The organism is Crenobacter caeni, from assembly GCF_010435965.1.
Taxonomy (GTDB): domain Bacteria; phylum Pseudomonadota; class Gammaproteobacteria; order Burkholderiales; family Chromobacteriaceae; genus Craterilacuibacter; species Craterilacuibacter caeni.
Genome location: NZ_JAAGAA010000002.1, coordinates 25229 through 40301 on the forward strand (window position 1 = coordinate 25229; position 15073 = coordinate 40301).

The 15073-nt window shown below is 66.9% G+C and carries 14 protein-coding genes; 11 read left to right on the top strand and 3 right to left on the bottom strand.

The window, feature by feature from the left end; translation table 11 throughout:
- Positions 1-64 precede the first annotated feature (64 nt).
- A complete protein-coding gene (locus GZH52_RS02105; protein WP_163314871.1) occupies positions 65-838 on the bottom strand; it encodes a class II glutamine amidotransferase in 774 nt (257 codons plus the stop codon).
- 84 nt (positions 839-922) lie between these two features.
- Here GZH52_RS02105 and GZH52_RS02110 point away from each other — a divergent pair, with 84 nt between their 5' ends.
- From GZH52_RS02110 to GZH52_RS02125, 4 genes are all read left to right on the top strand, one after another.
- Positions 923-1498 carry an Ntn hydrolase family protein gene (locus GZH52_RS02110; RefSeq protein WP_136553523.1) on the top strand — a complete coding sequence of 192 codons (576 nt, stop codon included), beginning with the start codon at positions 923-925 and terminating at the stop codon, positions 1496-1498.
- Positions 1499-1500: 2 nt separating this feature from the next.
- Positions 1501-2391, top strand: a complete 891-nt coding sequence (gene hslO, locus GZH52_RS02115; RefSeq protein ID WP_163314872.1) for an Hsp33 family molecular chaperone HslO — start codon at positions 1501-1503, stop codon at positions 2389-2391.
- Positions 2378-3133 carry a nuclear transport factor 2 family protein gene (locus GZH52_RS02120; protein WP_163314873.1) on the top strand — a complete coding sequence of 252 codons (756 nt, stop codon included), beginning with the start codon at positions 2378-2380 and terminating at the stop codon, positions 3131-3133. Before hslO ends, GZH52_RS02120 begins: the two co-directional genes overlap by 14 nt.
- A gap of 159 nt (positions 3134-3292) precedes the next feature.
- A complete protein-coding gene (locus GZH52_RS02125; RefSeq protein ID WP_163314874.1) occupies positions 3293-4693 on the top strand; it encodes an NAD(P)/FAD-dependent oxidoreductase in 1401 nt (466 codons plus the stop codon).
- Between the two features lie 25 nt (positions 4694-4718).
- Here the strand turns inward: GZH52_RS02125 and GZH52_RS02130 are convergent, their stop codons facing one another.
- Positions 4719-5402, bottom strand: a complete 684-nt coding sequence (locus GZH52_RS02130; protein WP_203525588.1) for a TetR/AcrR family transcriptional regulator — start codon at positions 5400-5402, stop codon at positions 4719-4721.
- A 165-nt stretch (positions 5403-5567) separates the two neighbouring features.
- Here GZH52_RS02130 and GZH52_RS02135 point away from each other — a divergent pair, with 165 nt between their 5' ends.
- From GZH52_RS02135 to GZH52_RS02165, 7 genes are all read left to right on the top strand, one after another.
- Positions 5568-7532, top strand: coding sequence for an amidohydrolase (locus tag GZH52_RS02135; protein ID WP_203525589.1), 1965 nt, complete (start codon positions 5568-5570; stop codon positions 7530-7532).
- Positions 7533-7591: 59 nt separating this feature from the next.
- Positions 7592-8680, top strand: a complete 1089-nt coding sequence (locus tag GZH52_RS02140) for a polyamine ABC transporter substrate-binding protein (protein WP_163314875.1) — start codon at positions 7592-7594, stop codon at positions 8678-8680.
- A gap of 230 nt (positions 8681-8910) precedes the next feature.
- On the top strand, positions 8911-10002 hold the full coding sequence (locus GZH52_RS02145) for a polyamine ABC transporter substrate-binding protein (protein ID WP_163314876.1): 1092 nt from the start codon (positions 8911-8913) through the stop codon (positions 10000-10002).
- A 125-nt stretch (positions 10003-10127) separates the two neighbouring features.
- Positions 10128-10478 carry a DsrE family protein gene (locus GZH52_RS02150; protein WP_163314877.1) on the top strand — a complete coding sequence of 117 codons (351 nt, stop codon included), beginning with the start codon at positions 10128-10130 and terminating at the stop codon, positions 10476-10478.
- A 54-nt stretch (positions 10479-10532) separates the two neighbouring features.
- On the top strand, positions 10533-11096 hold the full coding sequence (locus GZH52_RS02155; RefSeq protein WP_163314878.1) for a DUF1415 domain-containing protein: 564 nt from the start codon (positions 10533-10535) through the stop codon (positions 11094-11096).
- A 59-nt stretch (positions 11097-11155) separates the two neighbouring features.
- Positions 11156-13021: a potassium transporter Kup gene (locus GZH52_RS02160; protein ID WP_163314879.1), complete on the top strand. Its 1866-nt coding sequence runs from the start codon at positions 11156-11158 to the stop codon at positions 13019-13021.
- Between the two features lie 65 nt (positions 13022-13086).
- Complete coding sequence (locus tag GZH52_RS02165) at positions 13087-13710, top strand: glutathione S-transferase family protein (RefSeq protein ID WP_163314880.1); 624 nt, start codon at positions 13087-13089, stop codon at positions 13708-13710.
- Position 13711: 1 nt separating this feature from the next.
- Here the strand turns inward: GZH52_RS02165 and GZH52_RS02170 are convergent, their stop codons facing one another.
- Positions 13712-14872, bottom strand: a complete 1161-nt coding sequence (locus GZH52_RS02170) for a benzoate/H(+) symporter BenE family transporter (RefSeq protein ID WP_163314881.1) — start codon at positions 14870-14872, stop codon at positions 13712-13714.
- Positions 14873-15073: the final 201 nt, after the last annotated feature.

A 15073-nucleotide genomic window follows, 5' to 3' on the forward strand; every position in this document is an offset into this window, starting at 1 on the left:
AACGGCAGCTTGGCCGCGTGGCCATCAGGGGCATGCCGGCTGTCTGGCCGGCGCAACAGCGTGCTCAGGCGTCGCGGTACAGCGGCGTGCCGTCGCGGAACAGCACCAGTTCGCCCGGCGCGAGCGCGGTCCACGCCTCGTTGTCGGTCAAGGGCTGGGTCGCGATCACCGCGACGCGGTCGTTGGGGGTGGTCACCGTCGCGAAGTCGACCGACACGTCGTCGTCGACCAGGTGCGCGGTGTTGAACGGTGCCTGGCGCACGATGAAGTGCAGGTGGGTCGAGCAGTGCGCGAACAGGAGCTCGCCGTTGCTCAGCATGAAGTTGAACACGCCGAAGGCGCGGATCTCGCGGGCGAGGCGGGCAAGTTCGGCGTACAGCGCGCCGGTTTCCGGCATCGCGCCCCACTTGTGGCGCAGCGTCTCCAGGATGTGGCAGAACGCGCGCTCGGAGTCGGTGCCGCCGACCGGCCGGTAGAAGTGGCCGGTCGGCGGGTCGAAAGACTTGAGGTCGCCGTTGTGCGCGAAGATCCAGTAGCGTCCCCACATCTCGCGCACGAAGGGGTGGCAGTTCTCCAGCCTGATCTCGCCCTGCGTCGCCTTGCGGATATGCGCGATCACGTTTTCCGACTTGATCGGGTAGCGGCGCACCAGGTCGGCGACCGGCGACTCGCTGGAGGGCTTGTCGTCGAGGAACACGCGCACGCCCGGCCCCTCGAAAAAGGCGATGCCCCAGCCGTCGGCGTGATGGTCGGTCAGTCCGCCGCGGCGGTGGAACCCCTCGAACGAGAACAGGATGTCGGTCGGGGTGTTGCAGTTCATTCCGAGTAGCTGGCACATGGTGTCGGTACGGCGGCGGGCGCGCCCTTGTAATTTCGCGTTTCGGCCTGCATCTTACCGGTTTTGAACGCTTTGGGTGAGGGCATGACGACCATAGTGGTGGTAAGGAAGGGGGGCGAGGTCGCGATCGCCGCGGACAGCCAGACGACGTTCGGCGACGACCAGAAGCTCTTGGCCGGTTACGACCTCCACCACGACAAGATCTTCAGCATCGGCGAGCACCACCTGGCGATCGCCGGCTCCGCCGCGCACGACCTGGTGCTGCAGAACGCTTTGCGCAGCCTGAAGAGCCGCGACCTCAAGAGCCGCGCCGGCATCTTCGAGACCTTCCGCAAGCTGCATCCCAAGCTGAAGGACCACTTCTTCCTGCGTCCGGAAGAGGAGGACGACGACCCGTACGAGTCCAGCCAGCTGATGCTGCTGCTGGCCAACCCCCACGGCATCTTTGGCGTCTACCCGATGCGCGAGGTCTACGAGTTCTCCCGCTTCTGGGCGATCGGCTCGGGCCGCGCGTTCGCGATGGGCGCGATGTATACCTGTTACGAAGACGACCTGAGCGCGGCGCAGATCGCCGAACGCGGCATCCTCGCCGGCTGCGAGTTCGACCTGTCCTCGTCGCTGCCGATGTCGCTCTACACCCTACCGCTTAGCAAGGAATGAACATGAACCACAAGGACACCCTGCAACGCTTCATCTTCGACGGCGCGCCGGTGCGCGGCGCGACGGTGCGGCTGGACGACGCCTGGCAGGCGGTGCTGTCGCGCCGCAGCTACCCTGCGCCGGTGCGCGACGTGCTCGGTCAGATGATGGCCGCCTCGGCGCTGCTCGCCGCCAACCTCAAATTCGACGGTACGCTGGTGATGCAGATCCAGGGCAAGGGCCCGCTCCGTCTCGCGGTGGTCGAGAGCAACAGCGACCGCACGCTGCGTGCGACCGCCAAGTGGGACGCGGTGCCGTCGCAGGTCACGTCGCCGCGCGAACTCTTCGGCGAGCACGCGCAGTTCGTGATCACGCTCGACCCGCGCCAGGGCGAGCCGTGGCAGGGCATCGTCGCGCTGGAGGGCGACTCGATCGGTGCGATGCTGGAGAACTACATGCAGCGCTCCGAGCAGCTCGACACCCGGCTGATCCTCGCCGCCGACGCCGGCGCGGCAGCGGGCCTGTTGCTGCAGCGCCTGCCGGACGGGCACGGCGACGCCGAGGGCTGGCAGCACGTCAAGGTGCTGGCCGACACGCTGTCCAGCCAGGAGCTGCTCGAACTGCCGGCGACCGAGCTGTTGCACCGCCTCTACCACGACGAGGCGCTGCGCCTCTTTGACGCCGAGCCGATGGCGTTCGCCTGCAACTGCAGCCACGCGCGCGTCGGCGACATGCTGAAGATGCTGGGCGGCGAGGAGGTCGCGCACGTGATCCTCGAGCAGGGCAGCGTCGAGATCACCTGTGACTTCTGCAACCAGAACTACGTGTTCGACCAGGACGACGTGACCGAGCTGTTCGGCACCGACGTGGTCGGCGCGGTGAAGGCCGCCAGCGACGGCGATGTCCGCCACTGACGGGCCTTCGGCGCTGGAAACCCGCGCGGTGGTCGAGCGCTACCACCGCGCGTGGAAGGCGCTCGACGCCGACGCGGTGATGGCGCTCTATCATCCCGACATCCGCTACCACGACTTTCACGGCCGCTGCGTGCTCACGCTGCCGGCCTTGCGCGACTACGTGCTGGACAGCCTGCCCTCCGGCGCGGGCGAGTCGCTCGAGCACACCGACCGCATCCGTGTTGACGGCGACACCGCCTTCTTGCAGTACTGCTACACGGTGAACAGCCGTGTCGCCGGCGGCCGGCTGACGCGCTTTCACGGCAGCGAAATGATCCGGGTGCGTGATGGCCTGATCGCCGAGGTCAAGGAATACTGCGTGGTCGCCGGGCAGGGCACGACACGTGGCGCCGGCCGTCTCGGCCTGTCGCCGATCCGCGTGGCGCGGCTGGTAGCCGACCTCGAAGACTACTTCGAAAGCCGGCAACCCTACCTCGACCCCGGCCTCGACCTTGCCGCGGTCGCCGACGCGAGCGGCTACACCCGCAACCAGATCTCGCACGCGCTCAACCATGTGCTGGGCGTGAGCTTCTATACCTACCTCTCCCGCGCGCGCGTCGCCCACCTGCTCTCGCTGCCGGCTACCGAACGCCCCAAGGGCGCGCTCGCGATGGCACACGCCGCAGGCTTTGCTTCCACCTCGACCTTCTACAAGGCCTTCCGCGACGCGACCGGCACCACCGTGCAGCGCTATTTCGGCTAGGCGGATTTCGCGCGGTCCCGCGCGAACGACATCGCCTGACTGCTCCCTTAGCATCTGCGCATGCTTGAAACGGGGGATGGACATGCGGCAGGTTGCTTTCTTGCAGGCGGCAGTCGCCGGGCTGCCACGCAGCGCGCGTAGCGGGAAGCGGGAGGGCCGATGAACACCCTGCCCGAGAGCTGTCTGTGGCGAGACGCCTTGCCACCGGCCACCCAAGATGTGCCGCCCGCCATCGCCGACGACTGCGACGTCGCGATCGTCGGTGCCGGCTACACCGGGCTATGGACCGCGTACTACCTCAAGCGGCTCGCGCCACAGTTGTCGGTACAGGTGTTCGAGTCCGCGCACGCGGGCTTCGGCGCGTCTGGCCGCAACGGCGGCTGGCTGATCGGCGGGCTGGCCGGGCAGGAGGGCTGGCTCAGCGGCCTTGTGCCCGACGTGCGGGAAGAGACCCGCGCGCTGCTGTACGGCATCGTCGACGAGGTGAAGGCGGTCTGCGCGCGCGAGGGCATCGATTGCGACCTCGCGCACGGCGGCGTGCTGTACGCGGCGCGTGGCGACGCGCAGGCGCGCCGCGCCGCCCTGTGGCTGGGCGAACTGCGCGCAGCCGGCCACGGCGAAGCCGACTTTTGCTGGCTGGACAGGGACGCGCTTGCCGCGCGCCTGCAGATGGCCGGTGCTGTCGGCGCGGTGTTCTCGCCGCATTGCGCGACGCTGCACCCGTTCAAGCTGGTGCAGGGGCTGCTGGCCGCGGTGCGCGGCCTTGGCGTGGCGGTGCACGAGCACTGCCCGGTGCTGGGCCTGGGCGGCGGCCGGTTGCGTCTGCCTGACGGGGCGGTGCGCGCGCACTGGATCGTGCCGGCGCTGGAGGGCGCGAGCGGCACGCTGCCCGAGTTTGGCGGCCGGCTGCAGGCGGCGCAGAGCCTGATCGTCGTGACCGAACCCTTGAGCCCCGCACAGTGGGACGAAATCGGCCTGGCCGGGCGGCCGGCGTTTGCCGACCTGTCGCGCGGGATCACCTACGGCCAGCGCACCGCCGATAACCGCCTGCTGTTCGGCGCGCGTGGCGGCTACCGTTTCGGCGGGCGCGTGCGCTGGGACTTCGACCCGCAAGGCGCCGATTTCACCGGGCGCGCCGAACTGATGCGCACGTTCTTCCCGCAACTCTCCGGCGTGCGCATCACCCATGCCTGGGGCGGCTCGCTGGGGCTCCCGCGTGCGTTCACGCCGTTCGCGCTACGGGACAGCGTTCGCGGTGTCGCCTGCGCCGGCGGCTACGGCGGCGAAGGGGTGGGGGCGAGCAACCTGATGGGGCGCACGCTGGCCGACCTGATGCTCGGCCGCGACACGGTGTTGACCCGCCAGCCGTGGGTGCGCGGCGACGGAACGCTTGCAAGCCTGCGCCGCTGGGAGCCCGAGCCGCTGCGCTACCTGGGCTACCACTTTATTCGCGCGTCGTTCGCGCTCGACGACGCGCTCTCTCAAAGCCCGCGCGTACCCGGCTGCTTGCGCCGCGCCGTCAGCGCGGCGGCCGACGCCATGGAAGGGCTGATGCATTGAGGAGGGCTGCCTCGCCTTGCCCGGTTCAGTCCGGCGTGGCGAGGCCCAGCGCCGCGAGTGCCTTGCCGGCGTCAGGTTCGGCGAGCGCGGTGTCTATCGTGCGGACAAGCCAGTTGCGGTGCATCGTCCACACCCAGCCACCGGCCTTCCCGCATTCTCTCGCGCATTGGCGGGCGGAGTCCCCGCTGCGGTAAAAGTAGGTCGCCAGCGCCGCAAGCTCCTCATCCGGCCAGCGGCAGCCCAGTTCGCGAAAGCATCCGCTCCAGAATCGGACCTGCTTTTGTTCGTGCGCGTCTTCCAGCCCTTGCAGGTCAGGGATCAGCGTGACCGCGCGCCAGAGCGGGCCGTAGCCTGAATAGCGCAGGTCCAGTTCGTCCAGCGCCTCGTCGAATTTCTGGTAGAGCAGCGGCCATTGCGGAAAGGTCTCGCGGACCCTCGCTTGCGCGCAACAGACCGCCTCCAGCCATTCCTCCACCAGATGCCCGATGATCGCCTCCTTGTTCGGGTACAGGTGATACAGCGACTTGATGCCGATGCCGGCGCGCTCGGCGATCGCGTTGGTGTTCAGCGCGTAGAACCCCTGCTCGGCAAGCAAGGCCAGGGTGGCCTGCTCGATCTTGTAGACAGTGTCCCGGCTGCGCGCCTGCCTGGGCTGGCGGCGCATCTGCAGGTGCTCGGGAAGGGTTGAGGCGGGCAGGTCTGGCGGCATGATGGTCTTCGGGAACTACGGAGCGCCCACTCTAGAAGATGAGCAAGTTGTAAAGCAACTACAGGTTCCGGTCTTGAAGTGAAGTTTTTACTGCAATAAATGGATCGGGGTGCGATAAATGGCTTTCATACTGCAGCAATAACTGCACAAAAGGAGGAGGCCAGGATGAAAAGGTTCGATCAGCGTGTCGTGGGCAGGGCACTTGTCATGGGCGTGGGGGCAGGGCTCCTGCTGGGGTGTTCGCAGGGCGGTGGCGGCGGGGCGCCGCTGTCGGGAACCGTGTACCTGAACGGCAAGGTGTATACGCAGGACGCGAAGCTGTCGGAGGCGAGCGCGTTTGCAGTGCAGGACGGCAAGTTTGTCGAGGTCGGCAGCGAGGCCGACGTCGAGGCCTACCGGCGCCAAGGCTTCAAGGTGGTCGACCTGGGCGGCAAGATGGTCCTGCCCGGGCTACACGACAACCACATCCACACCATGGGGACGGTCGCCCTCGACATGTGCGACCTGGACAGCAAGGGGGTGACGCTGGACGAACTGGCTGACAAGGTTAAAGCCTGCCTGCCCAAGTACGCGCCGGCCAAGGGCGACTGGCTGGTGGTCAACCAGTGGTCTCCCTACGAAGGCAACAATCCGACGGCGAACTACCGGAACGTGCGGGAGGCGCTCGACAAGGTGGCACCGGATAACCCGGTGGTGCTGGCCGGGACCGACGGTCATGCCAGCGCGTATAACCAGCGGGCGCTGGATCTGGCAGAGGACAAGCAAGGCAAGACGGTAGGCTTCAACGCGTCGACGCTGGCCGCAGGCGGCGTATTCGCGGAGTTCGCGCCGTATGTGAGCCTAGACAGCGGGGTGGTGCGCGAGGATGCGCGCAGCGCGATCCCGGTACCCGACTCCGGCCTGCTCAGCGCGTCGGACGACAAGGCGGCGAAACTCTACGACGCGATCCTGCCTGCGGTCTCTTCCCTGCTTGCCTCGCGCGGCATCACCAGCGTGCAGGACGCGTGCACCAGCGATTTCATCCGCCAGCGCTACCTCAACATGCAAAAACAAGGGGTGCTCAACATGCGGGTCACGGCCGCGACCTGCTTTATCGGTGACGACTACCGCGACAAGTCCGCCGACGAGGCGCAGGCGTACGTCGACACCCACCTGGCCAAGGCACAGGCGGTCCGCCAGCAGTTTGCCGGCAACCCGCTGATCAAGGCCGACGCGGTGAAGATCTTCGTCGACGGCGTGCTGGAAGGCGACCCGTTCAGCTCGCCGCTGGCCTTCCCCAACGCAGGCATGCTGGAGAACTTCCACAAGCCCCACCTGCAAAAGGACGCGGACGGTCAGGTGACGGTCAGCGCCGACAGCGAGGACTCCGGCGAAAGGGGCATCGTCAACTACGAGGAAAAGGCGGGCCTGCTGAACGACTACGTCAGCGCGCTCGACAAGTCGGGCTTCAGCGTGCACATGCACAGCATCGGTGACCGCAGCACCCGCGCCGCCGTCGACGCCTTGCAGGCGGCACGCGAACGCAACGGCAAAAGCGGGATCCCGCATACCGTCGCCCACCTGCAGATGGTCCACCCCGACGACCAGAAGCGTCTGGGCGCGCTGGGCGTCTTCCTGACCTACACCTATGCCTGGACCGCGCCGTCGATGGCGTACGACCTGCTGGTCACGCCCTTCATCCACCCGAGCAAGGCCGGGCAGAAGATCGAGGACGTGTTGTACGACCCGCTGGGCTACGTCAAGAAGGCGTTCTACCCGGTCGAGAGCACGCGCAAGGAAGGCGCCGTGCTGGTGGCCGGCAGCGACGCGCCGGTCGACAGCCGCGATCCGCGCCCCTTCGTCAACATCGCGAGCGGGGTGACCCGTTCGACGGAGGGCGACGGCACGGGGGGCTACACCGCGCACGAGCGGACGTCCTTGCAAAATATGCTTATGGCGTACACGATCAACGGCGCGCGTGCGGTGCGGCAGGATGCCGTCAGCGGCTCGATCGAAAAGGGCAAGTCCGCCGACTTCATCGTGCTCGACCGCAACCTGTTCGACCTTGTCGCATCCGGCAAGGCGCAGCAGATCGCCGACGCCCAGGTCGAGATGACCGTGTTCATGGGGCGGCAGGTCTACCGGCGTTAAGCGCTACCCGGGCAGGCGCGGCGGCGCCTGCCCATCCATGCATCCCAGGAGAAATCAGCATGAAAATGAGCAAGCTAGGCGGTGTGCTTCTGCTTTGTACGTGGCTGCCCGGCGTACAGGCGGCCAAGTCGCTCAACGTCTACAACTGGTCGGACTATATCGCCGAGGAAACGGTGCCGGCGTTCGAGAAGCGCACCGGGATCAAGGTGCGCTACGACGTGTACGACAGCAACGAGACGCTCAAGGGCAAGTTGATGACCGGCAAGACCGGTTACGACGTGGTGGTGCCGTCGCACAATACGATGGGACTGGGCGTCAAGGCCGGCATGTTCCGCCCGCTGGACAAGGCCAAGCTGCCCAACTGGAAGTACGTCGACCCCGAACTGCTGCGGCTCTTGGCGTCTTTCGACCCGGGCAACCGCTACGCGGTGCCGTATTTCTGGGGGATCAACACCATCGGCATCAATGTCGCCAAGGTCGAGAAAGCGCTCGGCGGCAAGTTGCCGGACGACCCGTGGGCGCTGGTGTTCGACCCCGCGACCGTCGCCAAGCTCAAGCAGTGCGGCATCAGCGTGTACGACTCGCCCAGCGAGTTCTTCCCGGAGGCCCTGCATTATTTCGGCAAGGACCCGAACAGCGACAATCTCGCCGACTACGAGGCGCTGATGCCGGTCTTGGGCAAGCTGCGCCCCCATTACAGCCGTTTTTCGTCGTCAGGCTATATCAACGAACTGGCGAGCGGCTCGATCTGTGTCGCCATGGGGTTTTCCGGAGACCTGCATATCGCCAAGCGCCGCGCCGAGGAGGCGAAAAACGGCGTGAAGATCCAGGTGCTGTTGCCGAAGAAGGGGCTGGACGTGTGGATCGACACCATGGCCATCCCTGTCGACGCGCGCAACGTCGACGAGGCGCATGCCTTCATCAACGCGATGCTCGACCCGAAGACGGCAGCCGCCAACGCCAACGCGGTCAGCTACGCGCCGGGCGTGAGCGCGGCGCGCCCGTACATCGATGTTCGCTATACCCGCGAACGCTCGGTGTTCCCGACCGCGCAGGACCTGCAGGGCAGCTATATGGCAAAGACGCTCAGCGCGAAGACCATGCAGGGCTATACCCGCCTGTGGCAGCGCCTGAAGAGCGCACGCTGAATGGACGGACGGGGGGGGGTGGGTGTTTGACTTGTTAAACGGTCTGTGCGCAGGCCGTTGATTTTATTGCCGGTTTTCGGCTTTGGTGCGGTGTTTGTTCTGTTGGTCGACCTTGTGCTCTGTTTGTCCGGTTATGGCGTTGAAATTGTTAGACAAAAATGATGTCCGGGTTTAGCCTTGCCGGTAGCGTCGCATCACGACGACGGCATTTCCTGCAAGGAGAGAAAACAATGAAGACACAGAAGACGCTGGGGTGCATGCTGGCCGCGCTGGGGATGGCCGGGAGCGTACACGCGGCAGGTACGCTGAACATCTACAACTGGTCGGACTATATCGCCGAGGACACGGTCCCCAATTTCCAGAAGGCCAACGCCGTCAAGGTCCGCTACGACGTGTACGACAGCATGGAGGTGCTGCGCGCGAAGCTGATGACCGGCAACTCTGGCTACGACCTGGTGGTGCCGACCAACAACACGCTGGAACTCGGCATCAAGGCCGGCATGTTCCAGCCCATCGACAAGAGCAAGATCCCCAACTACAAGAGCCTCGACCCCGAGCTTTTGCGCATCATGGCGCAGTTTGACCCGGGCAATAAGTACGGCGTGCCGTACTTCTGGGGCGTGAACACGCTGGCGATCAACGTCGACAAGGTGAAGAAGGCGCTGGGCGGCTCGCTGCCGGCCAACCAGTGGGACCTGGTGTTCAAGCCGGAAGTGGTCGCCAAGCTCAAGGGCTGCGGCGTCAGCGTGCTCGACTCGCCGGCCGAATTCTTCCCGATGGCGCTGCACTACTACGGCAAGAACCCGAACAGCACCAACCTCGACGACTACAAGGCGGTGATGCCGCAATTGAAGGAAGCGCGCAAGTCGTACACCCGCTTCTCGTCGTCCGGCTATATCAACGAGCTGGCCGGCGGTTCGGTCTGTGTGGCGATGGGCTACTCGGGCGACCTCAACATCGCCAAGCGCCGCGCAGCCGAGGCGAAGAACGGCGTCAAGGTCGACGTGCTGATGCCGAAGGAAGGCACCGGCATCTGGATCGACAGCCTGGCGATCCCGAAGGGCGCGGCCAACGTCGACAACGCGCTGAAGTTCATCAACTACTCGCTCGACGCCAAGGTCGCCGCCAACAACGCCAACACGGTGACCTACGCGCCCGGCGCGCTGACCGCCAAGCCCCTGATCAAGAAGGAATACGTCAGCAATCCGTCGATCTTCCCGTCCAAGGACAGCCTGAAGTCGAGCTTCGTGATGCTGACCGTGCCGCCCAAGGTGATCCAGGGCTACACCCGCCTGTGGCAGCAGTTCAAGGCCGGCAAGTAAGTCCCCGCCAAGCCTAGCCTTTAGCCGCCGGATCATCAGACCCGGCGGCCGTCTTTCTGCCCGGGCGCCGCGCGCACCGGCTGTCCTATGCTGTGGATACTTTCAATTCCCCGGGAGTATCTAGCATGTTCAAAGCCGCGTTCCACGTCGATCACCAGGATCTCCAGGTATTCCGCATGGCCTTGGGCAATATCCGGCATACGCTCGAGGCCGTCTCAGGGCCGGGGCGGCTGTTCGAGCTGACCCTGGTGGTGACCGGCCCCGCCATCCTGCTGGTGCGCGACCTGGCCGGCGACAGCGCAGCGCTGGCAGCCACGCTTGCCGAGCAGGGGCTGCGCTTCGAGGTCTGTCATAATGCGATGCAAAATTTCGGGGTCGCCCGCGAGGCCTTGCCGGCCTGCTGCCAGGTGGTGCCGGCAGGCATCGTCCGGCTGGTCGAACTGCAGCAGGCGGGCGCGGCCTACATCAAGCCCTGAGCCTCGGCGCTGCCCCGCCCCGTTTACCGTCCCGCCGCCAGAAAGAGAAGGATCATGGATCCAAAAACCGTTGAACAAGTTACCCGCCGCTGGGTGGAAGAGGCCGTGATCGGCCTGAACCTGTGCCCGTTCGCCCGCAGCGTCTACGTCGAGGGGCGGGTGCGCATCGTGGTGAGCGCCGCGCGCCACCTCGACGCCTTCCTCGAGGACCTCGACCGCGAGCTCGACACCCTGTCCGACGCCGACCCGGCCAAGATCGACACCACCTTGCTGGTGCACCCGACGCTGTTCCCGGACTTCGAGACCTTCAACGATGTGCTTGAGCTCGCCGAAGAGGTGGTCGACGAGCACGCGCTCACCGGCGTGATCCAGGTCGCGCATTTCCACCCCGACTTCCGCTTCGAGGATGCCGAAGAAGACGACGTCGCCAACTGCAGCAACCGCTCGCCCTACCCGACGCTGCACCTGCTGCGCGAGGCCAGCATCGAGCGCGCGGTGTCCGCGCTGGCCGACCCGGACGCGATCTACCGCGCCAATATCGAAACCTTGCACAAGCTCGGTTGGGCCGGCTGGCGCGCGCTGGGGGTCGGCGCGCCCGATGACGCGGACAAGCCCTAGCCGCGCGATTCGGCGAACTGTCATCTAGTCTGTTGGAGTACGCGCAGACGGAGGACAGGATGGACGCGAAAAAGGGCGGCACGCCGTGGCTGATGGCGCTGACGGCGATGGGGGTGGTGTACGGCGATATCGGTACCAGCCCGCTTTACGCGTTCCGTATGGCGTTTGCCGGGCCGTTCGCGCTCACGCCGACGCCCGACCATGTGCTGGTCACCCTCTCCGCGCTGTTCTGGTCGGTGCTGCTGGTGATCTCGCTCAAGTACATGGCGCTGGTGCTCAATTTCGACAACGACGGCGAGGGCGGGGTGCTCGCGCTGGCGGCGCGCGTGCACCGCCAGTCCGACGCGCACCCGCGCGTGGCGCGCCTGGCGGTGCTGCTCGGCGTGTTCGGCGCCGCGCTCTTCTTCGGCGACGCGGTGATCACGCCAGCGATCTCGGTGCTGTCCGCCGTCGAGGGGCTGGGCGTCGCCGACCCCGCGCTGCTGCCCCTGGTGCTGCCGCTCTCGCTCGCCGTCTTGCTCGCGCTCTTTTCCGTGCAGCGCTTCGGTACCGGGCTAGTCGGCAAGCTGTTCGGCCCGGTGATGCTGTTGTGGTTCGCGGTGCTCGCGCTGCTTGGCGGCGCCAGCATCGCGCGCTCGCCCGAGGTGCTCGCCGCGCTCAACCCCTGGTACGCGCTGCGCTTCGCGCTCGAGTTCCCGACGGCGGCCTTCCTGCTGTTGTCAGCGGTGTTCCTCGCGATGACCGGCGGCGAGGCGCTGTACGCCGACATGGGCCACTTCGGGCGCACGCCGATCCGTGTCGCCTGGTTTCGCGCGGTGTGGCCCGCGCTGATGCTCAACTACTTCGGGCAGGGCGCCGCGCTGTTGCGCTCGCCCGAAGCCGCCGCCCACCCTTTCTACCATCTGGCGCCCGCGGCGCTGCAACTGCCGCTGGTGGTGCTGGCGACCATGGCGACGGTGATCGCCGCGCAGGCGACCATCGCCGGCGTGTTCTCGATGACGCGGCAGGCCGGCCATTTGGGTTACCTGCCGCCGTTCGCGGTGCGTCACACCTCTGCGCGCGAGCGCGGCCAGGTCTACCTGCCGGGGATCAACTGGCTGATGCTCGCGGTGGTCGTGCTGTTGGTGCTCGGCTTCCGTTCGGCCGAGGCGATGGCCGCCGCCTACGGCATCGCGGTGTCCGGCTCGATGAACATCACCACCGTGCTGTGCCTGACGCTGGTCGCGCTGACTTTCACCGGCGCGCAAAGGCTGCGCTATTTGGCGGCGTTTGCCGGGCTGTGGCTGGTCGAGCTCGTCTTTCTCGCGTCCAACGCGAGCAAGATCCCGGACGGCGGCTGGTTGCCGCTGACGCTGGGGCTCGCGCTGTTCGCACTGATGACCAGCTGGCAGCGCGCGCAAGATGCGATCGAGGCGCGCCGCCACCAGTGCGCGCTGCCGCTGCACGACTTCGTCGTCCACCTGCCCGACGTGGTACGGGTACCCGGCACGGCGGTTTATCTCAGTTCGCACGACAACGCGGTGCCGCTCGCGCTGCAGCAGAACCTCAAGCACTATCACTGCCTGCATGCGCGCAACCTGTTCGTACACGTCGGCATGCTGGAGTCGCCCGAGGCCGGCGCCGGGCAGCGGCTGACGCTCTACGCCTTGGGGCCGGATACCTGGAGCGTCTACCTGCGCTTCGGCTTTCGCGAGGAACCCGACGTGCCCGCCGCGCTGATGGCCGAGCCGGCACTCGCGCCGCTTCTGTCGGGCGAAGTGTCGTATTTCCTGAGCCAGGTCGGGCGGCTGGAGACGCTGGAGGGGGTGCCGCGCTGGCGGCGGGCGCTGTTCCGCTTCCTCGCCCGGCAAGGGCAGAGCCTTGCCGATTATTACCGCCTGCCGCCCGAGCAGGTGGTCGAACTGGGCACCACCGCCGGGCGCTGATACGCCCGTTTTCGCGTGACGTGGCGGCTGGCACAATGGCGGCTTCCTGATGACGGAGGCAAGTCATGATCCAGCTCTACACCTGGGGTACGCCGAACGGCCGCAAGATTTCCATCGCGCTCGAGGAGCTCGGCCTCGCGTACGGCGTGCACCCCGTCGATATCGGCGCGGGCGCGCAGTTCGCGCCGGCCTTCCTCGAGATCAGCCCGAACAACAAGATTCCCGCGATTGTCGACCCGGATGGCCCCGATGGCCAGCCGCTCGCGCTCTTTGAGTCGGGCGCGATCCTCGTCTACCTCGCCGAAAAGACCGGCCGCCTGCTGCCCGCCGCCGGCGAGGCGCGCTACCGGGTGCTGCAGTGGCTGATGTTCCAGATGGGCGGCTTTGGCCCGATGCTCGGGCAGGCGCACCACTTCCTGCGCTACGCGCCCGAGACCGTCCCTTACGCGCAAAAGCGCTACCACGACGAGGCGCTGCGCCTCTACCGCGTGCTCGACACCGCGCTGGCCGGTCAGCCTTACGTCGCCGGCGACGAATACAGCATCGCCGACATCGCGCTCTACCCGTGGGCAGCCAAGCACGACTGGCATTGCGTGGACCTCGAACCCTTCCCGCACGTCGCGCGCTGGCTCGCCGAAGTCGGCGCGCGGCCGGCGGTGGCACGCGGCATGGCGGTGCCGGCGGCCTGATTCAGGCGGCGCGCGGCTTGAGCGCGAGCCAGGCGAGTGCGCCGGCGATCAGCCCCCAGAACGCCGAGCCGACCCCCCACAGGGTGAAGCCGGACGCTGTGACGAGGAAGGTGATCAGAGCGCTCTCGCGCATCGCCTCGTCGCGCATCGCGGTGGCGAGGGCGCCGGCGAGCGTGGAAAAGAGCGCGATGCCGGCGATCGCCAGCACCAGCGCCGGCGGCAAGGCCGAGAACAGGCTGCCGACCGTCGCGCCGAACACCCCGAGCAACAGGTAGAAGCCGCCGGCGGCGACGCTCGCCAGGTAGCGGCGCGACGGGTCCGGGTGCGCATCCGGACTCATGCACAGCGCGGCGGTGATCGCCGCCAGGTTTAGCGCGAAGCAGCCCAGCGGCGCGAGCACCAGGTTGACGAGGCCGGTGAAGCCGATGATGGGCGAGATCGGCGGCCGGTAGCCGTGCGCGTGCAAGGTGGCGACGCCGGGCACGTTCTGCGAGGCCATGGTGACGACGAACAGCGGCACGCCGACGCCTAGCAACACAGCCGGGTCGAACGACGGCGCGGTCCAGAGCGGCGCGGCCAGCTCGAAGCGGATCAGGTCGCTTCTCAGGTTGCCCTCGAGCGAGGCGAGGGCGACGCCGGCGAGCAGCACCAGCGGCACCGTGTAGCGCGAGCGTCCGGCGCGCAGCGTGAGATAAAACAGGAACATCGCGCCGACCAGCAGCGTCTCGTGCTGCATCGCGAGAAAGACGTTGGCGCCGAACTTGAACAGGATGCCGGCGAGCATCGCCGCGGCCATCGGCAGCGGGATGCGCGAGAGCACCCGCTCGAAGGCGCCGCTCGCGCCGCTGACCAGGATCAACAGCGCCGAGAACATGAAGGCACCGATCGCGTCCGGCAGCGACACCCCGGATAGCGCGGTGATCAGCAGCGCCGCGCCCGGCGTCGACCACGCGGTGACTACCGGCACCTTGTAGCGCAGCGATAGCGCGATGCAGCTCACCCCCATCGCCAGCCCCAGCGCCATCAGCCACGAAGCGATCGCCTCCGGCGTGTCGGCGACGGCGCGCGCCGCCTCGAACACCAGCGCGGCCGAACTGGTGTAGCCGACGAGGACGGTGACAAGGCCGGCGGCGAGTGCGGGCAGGTCGCGGCGGGTGAGCATGGTTTTCTCCCGGTGGTTTTGGCCCGAGACTGCCGCAGCCGGTGTCGGCTGTCTAGTTTTATGGCATATCAGGGGCGCCGGCCGGGCAAAAAAAAAGCGCAATCGGTTAGATCGCGCCAAGTTCCACCTAAAGAAGGAGGATGGAGGAGACAACACCAAAACGTGCATGAGGTGCGACGTGATGATGCGATACGAATTATG

What these genes read in the sequence shown, in the direction of transcription:
- GZH52_RS02150 (WP_163314877.1), top strand. Translation starts at nt 10,128, where the DNA reads ATGTTCAAAGCCGCGTTCCACGTCGATCACCAGGATCTCCAGGTATTC.
- GZH52_RS02125 (WP_163314874.1), top strand. Translation starts at nt 3,293, where the DNA reads ATGAACACCCTGCCCGAGAGCTGTCTGTGGCGAGACGCCTTGCCACCG.
- GZH52_RS02110 (WP_136553523.1), top strand. Translation starts at nt 923, where the DNA reads ATGACGACCATAGTGGTGGTAAGGAAGGGGGGCGAGGTCGCGATCGCC.
- GZH52_RS02135 (WP_203525589.1), top strand. Translation starts at nt 5,568, where the DNA reads ATGAAAAGGTTCGATCAGCGTGTCGTGGGCAGGGCACTTGTCATGGGC.
- GZH52_RS02170 (WP_163314881.1), bottom strand. Translation starts at nt 14,872, where the DNA reads ATGCTCACCCGCCGCGACCTGCCCGCACTCGCCGCCGGCCTTGTCACC.
- GZH52_RS02145 (WP_163314876.1), top strand. Translation starts at nt 8,911, where the DNA reads ATGAAGACACAGAAGACGCTGGGGTGCATGCTGGCCGCGCTGGGGATG.
- GZH52_RS02155 (WP_163314878.1), top strand. Translation starts at nt 10,533, where the DNA reads ATGGATCCAAAAACCGTTGAACAAGTTACCCGCCGCTGGGTGGAAGAG.
- GZH52_RS02105 (WP_163314871.1), bottom strand. Translation starts at nt 838, where the DNA reads ATGTGCCAGCTACTCGGAATGAACTGCAACACCCCGACCGACATCCTG.
- GZH52_RS02140 (WP_163314875.1), top strand. Translation starts at nt 7,592, where the DNA reads ATGAAAATGAGCAAGCTAGGCGGTGTGCTTCTGCTTTGTACGTGGCTG.
- GZH52_RS02120 (WP_163314873.1), top strand. Translation starts at nt 2,378, where the DNA reads ATGTCCGCCACTGACGGGCCTTCGGCGCTGGAAACCCGCGCGGTGGTC.
- GZH52_RS02160 (WP_163314879.1), top strand. Translation starts at nt 11,156, where the DNA reads ATGGACGCGAAAAAGGGCGGCACGCCGTGGCTGATGGCGCTGACGGCG.
- hslO (WP_163314872.1), top strand. Translation starts at nt 1,501, where the DNA reads ATGAACCACAAGGACACCCTGCAACGCTTCATCTTCGACGGCGCGCCG.
- GZH52_RS02165 (WP_163314880.1), top strand. Translation starts at nt 13,087, where the DNA reads ATGATCCAGCTCTACACCTGGGGTACGCCGAACGGCCGCAAGATTTCC.
- GZH52_RS02130 (WP_203525588.1), bottom strand. Translation starts at nt 5,402, where the DNA reads ATGCCGCCAGACCTGCCCGCCTCAACCCTTCCCGAGCACCTGCAGATG.